Here is a 16100-nt window from a genome sequence, read left to right as displayed (position 1 = left end):
TTCAGGGTGGCGAGCCTGAAACGCAGGGAACGGAGGAGATCCGCCCGTGTACTGGCGGATCGTCCTCCGTTCGAAACGTGCGGCGCGGGAGGGCGGCTAGTGCCCCATCCCGAGGCCGCCGTCGACCGGGATGACCGCGCCGGAGATGTACCCGGCGTCGTCCCCCGCGACCCACGCGACGACCTTCGCGACCTCGCTCGGCGACGCGAAGCGGCCGGCGGGGATGCTCTTCTTGTACTCGGCCTGCTGCGTCTCCGGCAACGCGGCCGTCATGTCCGTCTCGATGAAGCCCGGCGCGACGACGTTCGCGGTGATGCCGCGGGCGCCCAGCTCGCGGGTGATCGAGCGCGCCATGCCCACCAGGCCGGCCTTCGACGAGGCGTAGTTGACCTGACCGGCGCCGCCGAACAGGCCGACGACGCTCGAGATCAGCACGATACGGCCGAAGCGGGCCTTCAGCATGCCCTTGTTCGCGCGCTTGACGACGCGGAACGCGCCGCCGAGGTTCGTCTCGATGACGCTGTCGAACTCCTCGTCTGTCATGCGCATCAGCAGGGTGTCCTTGGTGATGCCGGCGTTCGCCACGACGACCTCCACCGGGCCGAGCTTCTGCTCGATCTCGGTGAACGCGGCGTCGATCGACGCGGTGTCGGTCACATCGGCGCGCACGGCGAGCGCTCCCTCCGGCCCCTCGCCCGAGCGGGCGGTGACGGCGACGCGGTGGCCCTGGGCCACGAACTCCTCGGCGATCGCGTAGCCGATCCCGCGATTTCCGCCGGTGACGAGCACGGTGCGCTGCGTGGTCATGTGGTGATTTCCTCTCGAATCGAACGGGTACCAGTCTATGGACGTACGCTTGAGGGGAATCCTCATGAAAACCACACGCCCCACGATCACGAACCTCGGCCTCTCGCCGGACGAGGAACGGCATCACCGGATGATCAGATACTCGGTGGCGATGGGCATCCGTGTGGTCTGCCTGATCGTGGCCGTGCTGGTTCCGGGATGGTGGGCGGCGGTGCCGATCATCGCCGCAATCTTCCTCCCGTACATCGCCGTGGTCCTCGCGAACGTCCACGCCGACCCGCGTCGAGGAGAAGCCCAGCGTCCGGGCAATATCCTTCCCATGACGCCTCCGCCGCCCGGTGGCGGCGACCCGAAGCAGGAGGGCCAGTGATCGGACTCGGAGAGCCGGATCCTCTGACGTGCTCGCGCGCGGGATGCCGTGAGACGGCGACCTGGCGCATCGAATGGCGCAACCCGAAGATCCACACCGCCGACCGCGTGAAGGTGTGGCTGGCGTGCGACGAGCACGAGGAGTTCCTCCGGGAGTTCCTGGCGGCTCGGGACTTCCCCGTGGCCGTGAAGCCCGTGGACGAGACGGCGTCCGCCTCAGGCGAACGGACGACGGCGTGAGCGGCGCGAACGGCGGCGGCTGGAAGTTCGCCTTCTCGAAGCGCTGGCTCGGCTACCTCGCCTTCGCCATCGCCTTCGCGATCGCCTGCGGGTTCCTCTCGAACTGGCAGCTCGCCCGCAGCAAGGAGGCCGCGGCGGCGAACGCCCTGATCTCCCAGAACTTCGACTCGAAACCGGTGCCGCTCACCAGCGAGCTGCCGACCCTCACGTCGTACTCGAAGGGTCAGGAGTGGACGCGCGTCACCGTGACCGGCACCTACGAGCCCGACCTCCAGCTCCTCGCGCGCAACCGGCCGTTCAACGGCAACCCGGGCTTCGAGGTCCTGACGCCGCTGCGCACCGCGGACGGCTCGCTCTTCATCGTCGACCGCGGCTGGGTGCCGACCGGCAACGACTCCGACGACCCCGACCACGTCCCCGCTCCCCCGTCCGGGACGGTCGCCGTGGTGGCGCGACTCAAGGCCAGCGAGCCGGCGATCGACGGGCGCACGGCGGTCGGCCGACAGGTCGGCACCATCCAGCTCTCCGTGGTCAAGCAGAAGATGGACACCGGTGCGGTCTACACGGGCGCGTACGGCCTCCTGGACAGCGAGAAGCCCGCTCCGGCATCCGCACCCACCCCCACCGTCACCGAGCCGCCCACGCAGGACGAGGGGCTGCACTGGTCCTACATGATCCAGTGGATCATCTTCGCGCTCATCGGCTTCTTCGGTCTCGGCTACGCGCTGCGCACGGAGTACCGCAAGCTCAACGAGAACGACCCCGCCGAGAAGGCCCGCGCCGCCGAGCGCGACCGCAAGCGGGCGCTCAAGCGCACGGACTCCGACGTCGAGGACGAACTGCTCGACGCCTCCTCGCGCTGACGTTTCCCGCACGGACCCTTGCGATTTGTGCCAAATGTCGACTCTGAGCCGCTCAGAGTGGACATTTGGCACAAATCGCGGCGGGGCTAGGCCAGCGAGATCAGGTCGAGGTAGTCCTTGTTCCAGTGGTCCTCGACGCCGTCGGGGAGGATGAGGACCCGCTCGGGATTCAGCGCCTCCACGGCGCCCTCGTCGTGGCTCACGAGCACGACCGCACCCTCGTAGTGCGCCAGGGCGTCGAGGATCTCGTCGCGGCTCGCGGGGTCGAGGTTGTTGGTCGGCTCGTCGAGCAGCAGCACGTTCGCGCCCGAGACGACGATCATCGCCAGGGCGAGACGCGTCTTCTCGCCACCGGACAGTACGCCCGCCGGCTTGTGCGCGTCATCCCCGGTGAACAGGAACGAGCCGAGCACCTTGCGCGCCTCGGTCTCGGTCAGGTTCGGCGACGACGACACCATGTTCTGCAGCACCGAGCGCTCGACGTCGATCGTCTCGTGCTCCTGGGCGTAGTAGCCGATGCGGAGGCCGTGGCCGGGCTCGACCTGGCCGGTGTCCGGCTTGTCGACGCCCGCGAGCATCCGGAGCAGCGTGGTCTTGCCCGCACCGTTGAGCCCGAGCACCACGACCTTCGCCCCGCGGTCGATCGCGAGGTCGACGGCGGTGAAGATCTCCAGCGAGCCGTAGCTCTTCGACAGGTCGGACGCAGTGAGCGGGGTGCGTCCGCAGGCGGCGGGGGTCGGGAAGCGCAGCTTCGCCACGCGGTCGACCTGGCGCACCTCGTCGAGGCCGGAGAGCAGCTTCTCGGCCCGGGCCACCATCTGGTGGGCCGCCGCCGCCTTCGTCGCCTTGGCGCCGAACTTCGCGGCCTGGAGCTGCAGCGCGGTCGCCTTCTTCTCGGCGTTGGCGCGCTCCTTCTTGCGGCGCTCCTCGTCGGCGGCGCGCTGGCGCTGGTAGTTCTTCCAGCCCATGTTGTAGATGTCGATGACCTGGCGGTTGGCGTCGAGGTAGAAGACGCGGTTGACGGTCTCCCCCACGAGCTCGACGTCGTGCGAGATCACGATGAATCCGCCGGAATACCCCTTGAGGAACTCGCGCAGCCAGACGACCGAGTCGGCGTCGAGGTGGTTGGTCGGCTCGTCGAGGATCATCGTGCGCGCGTCCGAAAACAGGATGCGCGCCAGCTCGATGCGACGGCGCTGACCGCCCGACAGGGTCTTAAGCGGTTGGTCCAGGATGCGGTCCGGGAGGTTGAGGTTGCTCGCGATGGAGGCGGCCTCGGCCTCGGCCGCATACCCGCCGAGCATGTGGAACTGCTCCTCCAGCCGGCCGTACTTCTTCATCGCCGCGGCCGACACCGCCGCGTCGTCGCTCGCCATGTCGAGCGTCGACTGCTGCATCCCGAGCACGATCGATCCGAGCCCGCGGGCGTCGAGGATGCGCGTGCGCGCGAGATCGTCCAGGTTGCCCGAGCGCGGGTCCTGCGGGAGGTAGCCGAGCTCGCCGCTGCGGTCGACCTTCCCCGCCGTCGGCAGCAGATCGTCGGCCAGCACCTTCGTCAGGGTGGTCTTGCCGGCCCCGTTCCGGCCGACGAGGCCGATCTTGTCGCCGTCGGCGACGCGGAAGCTGACATCCTCCATCAGGAGGCGGGCGCCGACGCGCAGTTCGAGGCCCTGGACGCTGAGCACGATGAATCCTTCTCTTTCAGAGGTCATCCGCCCCGGACCGACGGGTCCGGGGCGGATGCAGGTGTTGTTGTGGGGTGCGGGTCAGATGGCGAAGCCGAGCGCGCGCATCATGTCGCGGCCGTCGTCGGTGATCCGCTCCGGGCCCCACGGCGGCATCCACACCCAGTTGATGCGGAACGCCTCGACGATGCCGTCAAGCGACTCGGCGGTCTGCTCCTCCAGCACGTCGGTGAGGGGGCAGCCGGCGCTGGTCAGCGTCATCGAGATGATGAGGGCGTCGTTCTCGTCGTCCCAGCCCAGATCGTAGATCAGGCCGAGGTCGACGACGTTGATCCCGAGCTCGGGATCCATGACGTTCTTCAGCGCCTCTTCGACCTGGTCGAAGAGGGCCGGGCTGAGCGTGGCGACCATGGTGGGAGCCTACGCCTCGGCCAGGTCGCCCGCGGTGGCGCTGGCGGACTCGGGGGCGTCGACGTAGCGGTCGTAGCCCTCTTCCTCGAGACGGTCGGCGAGCTCGGGGCCGCCCTGCTCGGCCACGCGGCCGGCGACGAACACGTGCACGAAGTCCGGCTTGATGTAGCGGAGGATGCGCGTGTAGTGCGTGATGAGCAGGATGCCGAGACCGGTGTTGGCCTTGGCGCGGTTGACGCCCTCCGACACGATCTTCAGCGCGTCCACGTCGAGGCCCGAGTCGGTCTCGTCGAGGACGGCGAACTTCGGCTTGAGCAGCTCGAGCTGGAGGATCTCGTTGCGCTTCTTCTCGCCGCCCGAGAAGCCCTCGTTGACGTTGCGCTCGGCGAACGACGAGTCCATGCGCAGCGCGGCCATGCTCTCGCGGACGTCCTTGACCCAGGTGCGGATCGCGGGCGCCTGGCCGTCGATGGCGGTCTTCGCGGTGCGGAGGAAGTTGGTGTTGGTGACGCCGGGGATCTCCACCGGGTACTGCATGGCGAGGAAGAGGCCGGCGCGGGCGCGCTCGTCGACGGTCATCGCCAGCACGTCCTCACCGTCGAGCGTGATGCTCCCGCCGGTGACGGTGTACTTGGGGTGGCCGGCGATCGTGTAGGCCAGGGTGGACTTGCCCGAACCGTTGGGGCCCATGATCGCGTGGATCTCGCCTTCGCGGATGGTCAGGTCGACGCCGTTCAGGATGGGCTTGGTTCCCTGGTCCGTTTCGACGGTGACGTGCAGGTCGCGGATCTCGAGGACAGACATGGTGTTCAAATCTCTTTCGTAACGTTCGGGTCGATGAAGACGTCGCCGTCGATCAGCTCGACCGCGTAGACGGGGACGGGCTCGTACGCCGGGAGGTTGAGGGGCTTGCCGGTGAGGAGCGAGAACTGGGAGCCGTGCGCCCAGCACTCGAGGGTCTCCCCCTCGACGAAGCCCTCGGACAGCGAGATCTCGCCGTGGGTGCAGGTGTCGCCGATCGCGTGGACGTCGCCCGCGGAGTCCTTGACCACCGCGATGGGCACGCCGTCGACGAGGACGCGGGAGGCCTGGTTCTCCACCAGCTCCGCGACGGCGAGCACGCGCGACGCGGCCATCAGCCGGCCGCCACGACGGACGCCGTCAGCTCCGCCTCGATCGCCGTCTGCAGGTGCTCCTGCAGGGCGGGCGAGCCGATCTGCTGGACGATCTCGAACAGGAAGCCGCGCACGACCAGTCGGCGCGCCTCCTCCTCGGTGATGCCGCGCGACTGGAGGTAGAAGAGCTGCTCGTCGTCGAACCGGCCGGTGGCGCTGGCGTGGCCGGCGCCGACGATGTCGCCGGTCTCGATCTCGAGGTTCGGGACGGAGTCGGCGCGGGCGCCGTCCGTGAGGACGAGGTTGCGGTTCTGCTCGTAGGTGTCGGTGCCGACGGCCTTCGGGCCGATCAGCACATCGCCGATCCAGACCGTGCGCGCGCCCTCGCCCTGCAGCGCACCCTTGTAGGTGACGCGGCTGCGGGTCTCCGCGCCGTCGTGGTGCACGTAGACCTGCTGCTCGAGGTGCTGGTGGGCGTCGGCGAAGTAGGCGCCGAGCAGCTCGGCGTCGGACCGAGCGCCGGCGAGGTGCGCCGACGGGTTGAGCCGGACCACGGAGCCGCCGAGAGTGACGGCGACGTGCTTGAGGCGTGCGCCCTCCTCGAGCCGGGCGAAGTGCGCGGCGATGTGGATGGCGTCGTCGTCCCATTCCTGCACCGAGACGACGGTCACGTCGGCGTTGGCGCCGACGAGGAACTCGACGTTCTCGGCGAGATGGGCCGACCCGCGGTTCTGCAGGATGAGCGTGCCGCGGGCGCCGGAGGCGATCTCGACCACGGTGTGCGCGGCGCGTGGGCCGCTGCCGAGCGCGGAGCGGGTGATCGTCGCCTCGGTGTCCTCGGTTCCGGCGAAGCCGATGAGGAGCGCCTGCTCGAAGCTCGACCACGCGTTCGCGGACACGCGGTCCTCCGGGAGGCCGGCGGTGCCGATCCGGGCGTCGTCGCGGGCGATCCACGACGTGGTCACGCCGGGCACCTCGACGGTGTCGTAGGCGTACGTGGAACCGTCGAGCTCACCCGTGAGCAGCTCGCTCAGGCGGGCCACCGGGGTGTACTTCCACATGACCTCGCGGCCGGTCACCGCCGGGAAGGCGGTGACGTCGGTCGAGGTGAAGCGCTCGGAGCGGGTCTGGACGGGGACGGGGGCGCGCATGTGGGAGGGCGCGACCGCCGTCTGGTCGATCGTGGGGGTGCTGGACGTCATATCAGCCGACAGAGCCTTCCATGCCCATCTCGATGAGCTTGTTGAGTTCGAGTGCGTATTCCATCGGGAGCTCACGAGCGATCGGCTCGATGAAGCCGCGGACGATCATGGCCATCGCCTCGTCCTCCGGCATGCCCCGGGACATCAGGTAGAACAGCTGCTCCTCGCTGACGCGCGAGACCGTGGCCTCGTGGCCGAGCTGCACGTCGTCCACCCGGATGTCGATCGCCGGGTAGGTGTCGGAGCGCGAGATGCTGTCGACCAGCAGCGCGTCGCAGCGGACGGTGTTCGCCGCGTGGTGCGCGTTGGCGTCGACGCGGACCTCGCCGCGGTAGCCGGCGCGACCGCCGCCGCGCGCGATCGACTTGGAGACGATCGACGACTGCGTGTACGGCGCCATGTGGATCATCTTGGCGCCGGCGTCCTGGTGCTGGCCCGGGCCCGCGAAAGCGACCGAGAGCGTCTCACCCTTGGCGTGCTCGCCCATGAGGTAGATCGACGGGTACTTCATCGTCACCTTGGAGCCGATGTTGCCGTCGATCCACTCCATCGTCGCGCCCTCGGCCGCGGTCGCCCGCTTGGTGACGAGGTTGTAGACGTTGTTCGACCAGTTCTGGATCGTCGTGTAGCGCACGCGGGCGTTCTTCTTGACGATGATCTCCACGACGGCCGAGTGGAGGGAGTCCGACTTGTAGATCGGGGCGGTGCAGCCCTCGATGTAGTGGACGTAGCTGTCCTCGTCGGCGATGATCAGCGTGCGCTCGAACTGGCCCATGTTCTCCGTGTTGATGCGGAAGTAGGCCTGGAGCGGGATCTCGACGTGGACGCCCTTGGGCACGTACACGAAGGAGCCGCCCGACCACACGGCGGTGTTCAGCGCGGCGAACTTGTTGTCGCCCGACGGGATGACGGTGCCGAAGTACTCCTCGAAGATCTCGGGGTACTCCTTGAGCGCGGTGTCGGTGTCGAGGAAGATGACACCCTGCTGCTCGAGGTCCTCACGGATCTGGTGGTACACCACCTCGGACTCGTACTGAGCCGCGACGCCGGCCACGAGGCGCTGACGCTCCGCCTCCGGGATGCCGAGCTTCTCGTACGTGTTGCGGATGTCCTCCGGCAGGTCCTCCCAGCTCTGGGCCTGCTTCTCCGTCGAGCGGACGAAGTACTTGATGTTGTCGAAGTCGATCTCCGACAGGTCGGCGCCCCAGGTGGGCATCGGCTTGCGCTCGAAGAGCTGGAGCGCCTTCAGGCGGCGCTGGAGCATCCACTCCGGCTCGCCCTTCAGGTCCGAGATGTCTTTCACCACCTGTGGGGAGATGCCGCGACGCGCGGACGAGCCCGCTGCGTCGGAGTCGGCCCAGCCGAACTCGTACTGCCCCAGGCTGGCGAGTTCTGGCCGGTCGATCAGGATGTCTGACATATCTACCTCGTTTCCTACCACTCGTAACCGGATATCAGTCCGGCTCATTCCTCCCGGACGGACGGCATGCGCCTGCCGTTCGGGCGTCCTGATTGTGCGGGTGGCTGGTGTGCGTACCTAAAATGATCGAGGACGACGGGCGACTGTGCCCTTGGCCGCCCTGCGTCGGACTGCCGTTCTCGGCAGGGGCGCAGTGCGGACACGCGCACAGGGAGCGCGCGTCTCGAACCCATCGATTCTACAGGTGCGGACCGGTAAAAGTAGAGACGCGCCCTGCGCGTTGGCCGAGTATCCGATTCACACTGAGAAAGCACCAAGGAAGACATGAAGCGCATCATCGCCTGGCTGCCCGACCGCGTCGACACCCGGCTGAAGGTGATCGGGTGGGTCTACCTCGTCGGGCAGATCGTGCTGGTGGGCACCGGCGGCCTGGTCCGCCTGACCTCCAGCGGCCTCGGCTGCCCCACCTGGCCCAAGTGCACCGACGCCTCCCTGGTGAACACGCCCGAGATGGGCATCCACGGGTTCATCGAGTTCGGGAACCGTCTGCTCGGGGTGCTCCTCGGCCTGATCGCGATCGTCGCGTTCCTCATGATCCTCAAGCTGCGGAAGTCGCGTCCGGAGCTCTTCTGGCTCACCCTGCTCGCCGGCCTCGGCATCCCGGCGCAGGCGGTCATCGGCGGAATCAGCGTGCTGACCGACCTCAACCCGTACGTCGTCGGCCTCCACTTCGTCATCTCCACCGTGCTGGTCGCGCTCTGCACCGCGTTCCTCCTCCGCCTGTACGCCATCCCGGGCCCGCGCGTCCGCGCCGTGCCCGCGTGGTTCGCCGGCATCGCCCATGTCACCAGCTTCGTGGTGGCCGTCACGATCGTCGTCGGCATCCTGACCACCGGCTCGGGACCGCACTCCGGCGACAGCAAGGCGACGCGCAACGGTCTCGACCCCGAGATCCTCCAGCATGTGCACGCCATCCCCGCGTACGTGACCTTCGCGCTCACGCTCGTGCTCGTGATCGCCTCGCTGCGCATCCGCACCACCCGCGTGCACCGCTACACGATGTACCTTCTCGCGGTCGAGGTGCTGCAGATCGCGGTCGGCCTCATCCAGGCGAACACCGGTCTCCCCGGCATCCTGGTCGGCATCCACATGATGCTCGCCGCGACCCTCGCCGCCGCGATGACCGCGGTGATCATGTCCCTCAAGGCGCCGGTCACCGACGAGGCCGCACCCGAAGGCTCAGCCGTCAGTGGGGCCGTCGCCGCGTAGCAGCACGCCCACGAGGGCGTCGCGCTCCTCGTCGTGGAAGCGGACCCGGTGCGGGGTCGCGCCCGCGAAGTCGAAGCCGACGCCCTCCGCGAGCCGCCTGCTCTGCTCGTTGCCCGGGAGGTACTCCCAGCGCAGCCGTGTGAAGCCGAGCCCCTCCGGTGCGACCGCGTGGGCGGTCACGGCGGCGAGTGCCTCGTGCATCACGCCTCGTCCGCGGGAGCCCGGCTCGAGCCAGCAGCCCAGTGACGCCGAACCGACGGCCTCGTCGCGCCGCACCTCGGCGACGCCCACCAGCGGGGCGTCCTCGGCAGGGCGGATCGCCCAGACGGTGTACTGCCCGCCGGCCAGCCCGTGCGGGCAGTAGCTCCGCACGAAGAACTCGGCACTGGCGAGCGTGTACGGGTGTGGCAACGGCACCCAGCGCTGGGTCTGCTCGTCCTGGCAGGCCGCGAGCACAGCGGGGATGTCGCTCTCCCGGGGAGCGTCGAGCACGAGCCGCGGCGTCCGGAGGGTGAGCACGCTGCAGACGCTAGCAGCGCGCCGTCAGCACGCACCAGACCGTGTCGGAGCACCCGTATCGCGGTGCTCCCCCGCGATCAGAACGGCAGCAGCGGATCGATCGCCACGGCGAGGAAGATCAGCGTCAGGTACGCGATCGAGCCGTGGAAGACGCGCATCGGCGACACCGACTCGTGCCGGATCGCGAGGTTGTACAGCCGGTGCGACTCGTAGATGAACCATCCACCCGCGACCAGCGAGACCGCGATGTAGAAGAGGCCCATGTGCGCCACCGGGATGAGCAGCAGCGAGCACGCGACCATCGCCCAGGCGTACAGGATGACCTGGAGGCCCACCGCGGCACGGCCGCGCACCACGGCGAGCATCGGAACGCCCGCGTCCTTGTAGTCCGCGCGGTACTTCATCGACAGCGGCCAGTAGTGCGGCGGCGTCCAGAGGAAGATGATGCCGAACAGGATGAACGGCGCCCAGTCGAGCGAGCCGGTGACGGCCGCCCAGCCGATGAGCACCGGCATGCAGCCGGCGACGCCGCCCCAGACGATGTTCTGCGGGGTGCGGCGCTTGAGGATGAGCGTGTAGAAGACGACGTAGAGCAAGATCGCGACGACCGACAGCGCGGCGGCCAGCCAGTTGGTGAACACCGCGAGCACCACGACGGACGCGATGCCCAGCGCCCACGAGAAGACGAGCGCCTCGCGGTCGCTCAGCTCGCCGGTGACCAGCGGACGGTTCTTGGTCCGCCGCATGACGCGGTCGATGTCGCGGTCGATGTAGCAGTTGAACGCGCCGGCGGATCCCGCGGACATGTAGCCGCCCACGACCGTCGCCAGGACCAGCCAGAGGTTCGGGATGCCGTTCGCGGCGAGGATCATCGTCGGGACGGTCGTGACGAGCAGCAGCTCCACCACGCGCGGCTTGGTCAGCGAGACATACGCCTTGACCTTGCGTGCGAAGCCGATGCGGCCCGGATCGACACGGCTCTCTACAGCGACGTCCATTGCTCCTCGTGATGTTCGCTCGGTGCGACTGCGGGCGGCGCCCCTGAGCGGGCATCCGGCTCTCTGATCGCAGTCCTCAGCAAGTCTACGACACCTCTGCGGCGCTACCCCGCTCGGAGCCGGCGCACAACCCGCTGAGGGAAGACGCCACGTTTCGTGCGTGTTACCTATACTTGGAGGTGCTCGCCAGCCGGAGCCCGTTTCCCGTGCGGCCGTTTGTAGGACTCATCACGCAGACGAGGGCCCGGCGCCGATGACGTCCACGGCGCGCACTACCTCAACCGGTGCGGGTTCACGACGACCCTCACCACATCTACGAAGGGTCAGTTTTCACGTGGCAGCTCTGCAGTGGGATCCCATTGACAACAAAGCAGTAGACACGGCTCGCGTCCTCGCGGCCGATGCGGTGGAGAAGGTGGGCAACGGTCATCCCGGCACGGCGATGAGCCTGGCCCCGGCCGCATACCTCCTGTTCCAGAAGGTCATGCGCCGCGACCCGCACGACCAGCACTGGCTGGGCCGCGACCGCTTCATCCTCTCGGCCGGCCACAGCTCGCTGACCCAGTACGTCCAGCTCTACCTGGGCGGCTACGGCCTCGAGCTCGACGACCTCAAGGCGCTCCGCACCTGGGGCTCGCTGACCCCGGGACACCCGGAGTACGGCCACACCGACGGCGTCGAGATCACCACCGGCCCGCTCGGCCAGGGCATCTCTTCCTCGGTCGGCTTCGCCTACGCGGCCCGCTACGAGCGCGGCCTGTTCGACCCCGAGGCCGAGGCGGGCACCAGCCCGTTCGACCACTTCGTCTACGTGATCGCCGGCGACGGCGACCTGCAGGAGGGCGTGAGCTCGGAGGCCTCGAGCCTCGCCGGCCACCAGCAGCTCGGCAACCTGATCGCGATCTACGACAGCAACCAGATCTCGATCGAGGACGACACCAACATCGCCTTCACCGAGGACGTCAAGGCCCGCTACGAGGCCTACCACTGGCACGTGCAGGTCGTCGACTGGAAGAAGACCGGCGTCTACACCGAGGACGTGCAGGCGCTCAACGACGCGATCGTCGCGGCGCAGGGCGTCACCGACAAGCCCTCGCTGATCATCCTCAAGACGATCATCGGCTGGCCGAGCCCGAAGAAGCAGAACACCGGCAAGATCCACGGCTCCGCCCTGGGCGCCGACGAGCTTCGCGCCGTCAAGGAGGTGCTCGGCTTCGACCCCGAGCAGACCTTCGAGGTCGCGGACGAGGTCCTCTCGCACACCCGCAAGGCCGTCGAGCGCGGCGCCGAGCAGCGCGCCGAGTGGCAGAAGGGCTTCGACGCCTGGGCCGCCGCCAACCCGGAGCGTAAGCAGCTCCTCGACCGCCTGCTGACCGGCGAGCTGCCGGAGGGCGTTGAGGATGTCCTCCCGGTCTTCGAGCCCGGCAAGGACGTCTCCACCCGCGCCGCCAGCGGCAAGGTGCTCAACGCCATCGCGCCGATCATGCCCGAGCTCTGGGGCGGCTCCGCCGACCTCGCCGAGTCGAACAACACCACGATCGAGGGCGGCGCGTCGTTCGTCCCGAGCGAGCACTCGACCCACGAGTGGACCGGCAACCCGTACGGCCGCGTGCTGCACTTCGGCATCCGCGAGCACGCGATGGCCGCGATCCTCAACGGCATCGTCCTGCACGGCCCGACGCGCCCGTTCGGCGGCACGTTCCTGATCTTCAGCGACTACATGCGCCCGGCCGTCCGTCTCGCCGCGCTGATGCAGGTCCCGTCGATCTTCGTCTGGACCCACGACTCCGTGGCCCTCGGCGAGGACGGCCCGACGCACCAGCCGATCGAGCAGCTGTCGACCCTCCGCGCCATCCCGCACCTCGACGTCGTGCGCCCCGGCGACGCGAACGAGGTCGCCTACGCCTGGAAGACCATCCTCGAGCGTCGCAAGGGACCGGCCGGCATCGCGCTGACCCGTCAGAACATCCCGGTGTTCGAGCGCGGTGAGGGCGACGCCAGCGGCGACACCCTCGCGTCCGCCAAGAACGTCGCCAAGGGCGCGTACGTCCTGGCCGAGGCGCCCAACGGCACCCCGGACGTCCTGTTCATCGCCACCGGCTCCGAGGTGCAGATCGCACTCGAGGCCCGCGAGGTCCTGCGCGGCGAGGGCATCAACGCCCGCGTCGTCTCGGCCCCGTCGCTCGAGTGGTTCCACGAGCAGTCCGCCGAGTACCAGGAGCACGTCCTCCCCGCGTCGGTGAAGGCGCGCGTCTCGATCGAGGCCGGCCTCTCCCTCAGCTGGGACAAGATCGTCGGCGACCACGGTCGCAGCGTCTCGATCGAGCACTTCGGTGCCTCGGCCGACTACAAGACGCTGTTCCGTGAGTTCGGCATGACCACCGAGCACGCCGTTGCCGCCGCGAAGGAATCGCTCGCGTCGCTCTGAGCGCGGGCATGAGGAGATAGAAGAGAAATGACCGACACCACTCCCACCGCACAGCTCTCCGCCGCGGGCGTCAGCATCTGGCTGGACGACCTCTCGCGCGAGCGGATCGCCACGGGCGGCCTCCAGAAGCTCATCGCCGAGAAGAACGTGGTCGGTGTGACCACCAACCCGACGATCTTCGCGGCCGCGCTCTCCAAGGGCGAGGCCTACGCGGACCAGGTGAAGAGCCTCGCCGCCGCCGGCACCAGCGTCGAGGACGCGATCTTCGAGATCACGACCGACGACGTCGCCGCCGCCAGCGACATCTTCCACGATGTCTACGAGCAGACCGAGGGCACCGACGGCCGCGTCTCGATCGAGGTCGAGCCGGGCCTCGCGCACGACGCCGCCGGCACCATCGAGCAGGCCAAGAAGCTCGCCGCCAAGGTCGACAAGCCGAACGTGCTCATCAAGATCCCGGCGACGGTCGAGGGCCTCGAGGCCATCACCGAGACCATCGCGGCCGGCATCAGCGTCAACGTCACGCTGATCTTCAGCCTCGAGCGCTACCGCGCCGTCATCGACGCGTACCTCACCGGTCTCGAGAAGGCCAAGGACGCCGGGATCGACCTCTCGGGCATCCAGTCCGTCGCCTCGTTCTTCGTGTCGCGCGTCGACACCGAGATCGACAAGCGCCTGACCGCCATCGGCACCGACGAGGCGAACTCGCTCAAGAGCAAGGCCGGCATCGCGAACGCCCGCCTCGCCTACGAGGTCTACGAGCAGGCCTTCGCCACCGACCGCGCCAAGGCCCTCGTGGCCTCCGGCGCGAACGAGCAGCGCCCGCTCTGGGCCTCGACCGGCGTCAAGGACCCGAGCCTGCCCGACACGCTCTACGTGACCGAGCTGGTCGCGCCGAACACGGTCAACACGATGCCGGAGAAGACGCTCGACGCGACCTTCGACCACGGCGTCATCACCGGCGACACCGTCACCGGCAACTACGCCGACGCGCAGGGCGTGCTCGACGCGCTGGCCGGCCTCGGCGTCGACTACGACGACGTAACCGCCACCCTCGAGCGCGAGGGCGTCGACAAGTTCAACGTGTCGTGGTCCGAGCTCGTGGAGACCGTGAAGACGGCTCTGGAGGCGGCCAAGTGACGTTCCGCATCCACGTCACCGGCGCCGCCGCCGACGCGGTCGCGTCCGTCGTCCCGCAGCTCGTCGCCGACAAGGTCGCGTCCGGCATCACCGCCCAGGACCCGGCCCTCTGGGGCCCCGACGCGGAGGCCGAGGCGTCGAAGCGCCTCGGCTGGACCGAGGCCGTCGCGATCTCGCGGCCGCTCGTCGCCGAGATCGTCGCGCTCCGCGAGGAGCTGCACGCCCGCGGCGTCGACCACATCGTGCTCGGCGGCATGGGCGGCTCCTCGCTCGCGCCCGAGGTGATCACCCGGACGGCCGAGGCCGAGCTCACCGTGCTCGACTCGACCGACCCCGGCCAGGTGCTCGCGGCCCTCCGCGACCGCCTCGACCGGACCGCCGTGGTCATCTCGTCGAAGTCGGGCTCCACGCTCGAGACGGACAGCCAGAAGCGCATCTACGAGAAGTGGTTCCGCGACGCCGGCATCGACCCGACCGAGCGCATCGTCATCGTCACCGACCCGGGCTCCCCGCTCGACCAGTCGGCGCGCGAGGCGGGCTACCGCGTCTTCAACGCCGACCCGAACGTGGGCGGCCGCTACTCGGCGCTCACCGCGTTCGGCCTCGTGCCGTCCGGCCTCGCCGGCGTGGACATCGCGGAGCTGCTCGACGAGGCCGAGGCCACGTCGATCGAGCTCGCCGTGGACCGCGAGGACAACCCGGGCCTGGTGCTCGGCGCGGCCATCGCGGGCACGAACCCCCTCAAGGACAAGCTCGGCATCGTGTCCGACGGAACCCACATCGTGGGCTTCGCCGACTGGGCCGAGCAGCTGATCGCCGAGTCCACGGGCAAGCAGGGCACGGGCCTCCTCCCGGTCGTGCTCGACAAGCTGGCGCCCGAGCTCGAGTTCAAGCCGGCCGACCTCCAGGTCGTCCGCCTCGTCGCCAACGCGGAGGCCCACCACCTGTTCCCGGCGGACCGCCACGAGGGCGAGATCCTCGTCTCGGGCAGCCTCGGCGCGCAGATCCTGGTCTGGGAGTACGCCGTCGCCGTCGCGGGACGCCTGCTCGGCATCAACCCGTTCGACCAGCCTGACGTGGAGGCCGCCAAGGTCGCCGCGCGCGCGCTGCTCGACGACCGCCCCGAGGCGGCCGCTCCGGCGTTCACCGCCGGAGGCATCGAGGTCCGCCAGACCGGCGCCGGCTCCGAATCGAACTGGCTCGCCGGTGCCGGCACCCTCGACGCCGCCGTGGACGCGCTGCTCGCACAGCTCGGCCCGGACGGCTACGTGTCGGTGCAGGCCTACGTCGACCGTCTCGCGCTCCCCCAGCTCGAGGGCGTGCGCGACCTGCTCGCCGCCAAGGCGAAGCGTCCCGTCACCTTCGGGTGGGGCCCGCGGTTCCTGCACTCGACCGGCCAGTTCCACAAGGGCGGCCCCGCCGTCGGCGTGTTCCTGCAGATCACGGCGAACGCCCCGGAGGACCTCGAGATCCCGGACCGTCCGTTCACCTTCGGCCAGCTCATCCAGGCCCAGGCCGCTGGCGACGCCAGCGTCCTCGGCGAGCACGGCCGTCCGGTCCTCACCCTCACGCTCACGAACCCCGAGGCGGATGTCGTCTCGCTGTTCGAGGCCGTCAACTGATCAGCGGCGCCT

Annotated in this window: 16 protein-coding genes; 7 read left to right on the top strand and 9 right to left on the bottom strand. The window is 69.1% G+C overall.

The genetic code is table 11. The features are described from left to right. Nucleotides 1-96 precede the first annotated feature (96 nt). Nucleotides 97-807 carry a beta-ketoacyl-ACP reductase gene (locus HNR14_RS17930; RefSeq protein ID WP_179702072.1) on the bottom strand — a complete coding sequence of 237 codons (711 nt, stop codon included), beginning with the start codon at nt 805-807 and terminating at the stop codon, nt 97-99. Between the two features lie 64 nt (nt 808-871). Here HNR14_RS17930 and HNR14_RS17925 point away from each other — a divergent pair, with 64 nt between their 5' ends. Genes HNR14_RS17925 through HNR14_RS17915 form a run of 3 tightly spaced genes read left to right on the top strand, consistent with a single transcriptional unit; the run spans nt 872 to nt 2279 of the window. Continuing rightward, a complete protein-coding gene (locus HNR14_RS17925; RefSeq protein WP_081704054.1) occupies nt 872-1177 on the top strand; it encodes a DUF3099 domain-containing protein in 306 nt (101 codons plus the stop codon). Beyond that, nucleotides 1174-1416, top strand: coding sequence for a hypothetical protein (locus HNR14_RS21010; protein WP_179702071.1), 243 nt, complete (start codon nt 1174-1176; stop codon nt 1414-1416). The genes HNR14_RS17925 and HNR14_RS21010 overlap by 4 nt, the downstream gene beginning before the upstream one ends. Then, entirely contained in the window at nt 1413-2279 is an 867-nt protein-coding gene (locus HNR14_RS17915; protein ID WP_179702070.1) for an SURF1 family cytochrome oxidase biogenesis protein, read from the top strand. Before HNR14_RS21010 ends, HNR14_RS17915 begins: the two co-directional genes overlap by 4 nt. A gap of 86 nt (nt 2280-2365) precedes the next feature. On the opposite strand, the gene HNR14_RS17910 is transcribed toward HNR14_RS17915, so the two are convergent. The 6 genes from HNR14_RS17910 to sufB form a co-directional block, all read right to left on the bottom strand. Continuing rightward, nucleotides 2366-3964 carry an ATP-binding cassette domain-containing protein gene (locus HNR14_RS17910; RefSeq protein ID WP_179702069.1) on the bottom strand — a complete coding sequence of 533 codons (1599 nt, stop codon included), beginning with the start codon at nt 3962-3964 and terminating at the stop codon, nt 2366-2368. Between the two features lie 81 nt (nt 3965-4045). Beyond that, nucleotides 4046-4375: a metal-sulfur cluster assembly factor gene (locus HNR14_RS17905; RefSeq protein WP_021764438.1), complete on the bottom strand. Its 330-nt coding sequence runs from the start codon at nt 4373-4375 to the stop codon at nt 4046-4048. A gap of 9 nt (nt 4376-4384) precedes the next feature. Beyond that, entirely contained in the window at nt 4385-5179 is a 795-nt protein-coding gene (gene sufC / locus HNR14_RS17900; protein ID WP_021764439.1) for a Fe-S cluster assembly ATPase SufC, read from the bottom strand. 5 nt (nt 5180-5184) lie between these two features. After that, nucleotides 5185-5511 (bottom strand): non-heme iron oxygenase ferredoxin subunit, encoded by a 327-nt coding sequence (locus tag HNR14_RS17895; protein ID WP_179702068.1) that lies wholly within the window; start codon nt 5509-5511, stop codon nt 5185-5187. Beyond that, entirely contained in the window at nt 5511-6692 is a 1182-nt protein-coding gene (gene sufD, locus HNR14_RS17890) for a Fe-S cluster assembly protein SufD (RefSeq protein WP_179702067.1), read from the bottom strand. The genes HNR14_RS17895 and sufD overlap by 1 nt, the downstream gene beginning before the upstream one ends. A 1-nt stretch (nt 6693) precedes the next feature. Beyond that, on the bottom strand, nt 6694-8112 hold the full coding sequence (sufB, locus tag HNR14_RS17885) for a Fe-S cluster assembly protein SufB (RefSeq protein WP_021764442.1): 1419 nt from the start codon (nt 8110-8112) through the stop codon (nt 6694-6696). A gap of 324 nt (nt 8113-8436) precedes the next feature. Between sufB and HNR14_RS17880 the strand changes: the two genes are divergently transcribed. After that, the gene (locus tag HNR14_RS17880) at nt 8437-9381 is read left to right on the top strand and encodes a COX15/CtaA family protein (protein ID WP_179702066.1); all 945 of its coding nucleotides are present in this window, start codon (nt 8437-8439) and stop codon (nt 9379-9381) included. Here HNR14_RS17880 and HNR14_RS17875 read toward each other — a convergent pair. Next, on the bottom strand, nt 9352-9900 hold the full coding sequence (locus HNR14_RS17875; protein ID WP_179702065.1) for a GNAT family N-acetyltransferase: 549 nt from the start codon (nt 9898-9900) through the stop codon (nt 9352-9354). The genes HNR14_RS17880 and HNR14_RS17875 overlap by 30 nt on opposite strands. 77 nt (nt 9901-9977) lie before the next feature. Continuing rightward, nucleotides 9978-10898 carry a heme o synthase gene (locus HNR14_RS17870; RefSeq protein WP_021764445.1) on the bottom strand — a complete coding sequence of 307 codons (921 nt, stop codon included), beginning with the start codon at nt 10896-10898 and terminating at the stop codon, nt 9978-9980. A gap of 334 nt (nt 10899-11232) precedes the next feature. On the opposite strand from HNR14_RS17870, the gene tkt reads away from it, so the two are divergent. Genes tkt through HNR14_RS17855 form a run of 3 tightly spaced genes read left to right on the top strand, consistent with a single transcriptional unit; the run spans nt 11233 to nt 16088 of the window. Beyond that, nucleotides 11233-13326 (top strand): transketolase, encoded by a 2094-nt coding sequence (tkt, locus tag HNR14_RS17865; protein WP_039923309.1) that lies wholly within the window; start codon nt 11233-11235, stop codon nt 13324-13326. Between the two features lie 27 nt (nt 13327-13353). Continuing rightward, on the top strand, nt 13354-14466 hold the full coding sequence (gene tal, locus HNR14_RS17860) for a transaldolase (protein ID WP_179702064.1): 1113 nt from the start codon (nt 13354-13356) through the stop codon (nt 14464-14466). After that, nucleotides 14463-16088: a glucose-6-phosphate isomerase gene (locus HNR14_RS17855; RefSeq protein ID WP_179702063.1), complete on the top strand. Its 1626-nt coding sequence runs from the start codon at nt 14463-14465 to the stop codon at nt 16086-16088. The genes tal and HNR14_RS17855 overlap by 4 nt, the downstream gene beginning before the upstream one ends. Nucleotides 16089-16100 lie beyond the last annotated feature (12 nt).

It is taken from the genome of Leifsonia naganoensis (genome assembly GCF_013410615.1).
In the GTDB taxonomy this organism is placed as follows: Bacteria; Actinomycetota; Actinomycetes; order Actinomycetales; family Microbacteriaceae; genus Leifsonia; species Leifsonia aquatica.
Note: the sequence above shows the minus strand (reverse complement) of the source record. Positions and strands in the feature narration are given on the sequence as shown.

Bases quoted from the DNA above. Each gene is read 5' to 3' on its own strand.
- HNR14_RS17930 (WP_179702072.1), bottom strand. From the start codon at position 807: ATGACCACGCAGCGCACCGTGCTCGTCACCGGCGGAAATCGCGGGATC.
- HNR14_RS17925 (WP_081704054.1), top strand. From the start codon at position 872: ATGAAAACCACACGCCCCACGATCACGAACCTCGGCCTCTCGCCGGAC.
- HNR14_RS17905 (WP_021764438.1), bottom strand. From the start codon at position 4,375: ATGGTCGCCACGCTCAGCCCGGCCCTCTTCGACCAGGTCGAAGAGGCG.
- sufC (WP_021764439.1), bottom strand. From the start codon at position 5,179: ATGTCTGTCCTCGAGATCCGCGACCTGCACGTCACCGTCGAAACGGAC.
- HNR14_RS17895 (WP_179702068.1), bottom strand. From the start codon at position 5,511: ATGGCCGCGTCGCGCGTGCTCGCCGTCGCGGAGCTGGTGGAGAACCAG.
- sufD (WP_179702067.1), bottom strand. From the start codon at position 6,692: ATGACGTCCAGCACCCCCACGATCGACCAGACGGCGGTCGCGCCCTCC.
- sufB (WP_021764442.1), bottom strand. From the start codon at position 8,112: ATGTCAGACATCCTGATCGACCGGCCAGAACTCGCCAGCCTGGGGCAG.
- HNR14_RS17880 (WP_179702066.1), top strand. From the start codon at position 8,437: ATGAAGCGCATCATCGCCTGGCTGCCCGACCGCGTCGACACCCGGCTG.
- HNR14_RS17870 (WP_021764445.1), bottom strand. From the start codon at position 10,898: ATGGACGTCGCTGTAGAGAGCCGTGTCGATCCGGGCCGCATCGGCTTC.
- tal (WP_179702064.1), top strand. From the start codon at position 13,354: ATGACCGACACCACTCCCACCGCACAGCTCTCCGCCGCGGGCGTCAGC.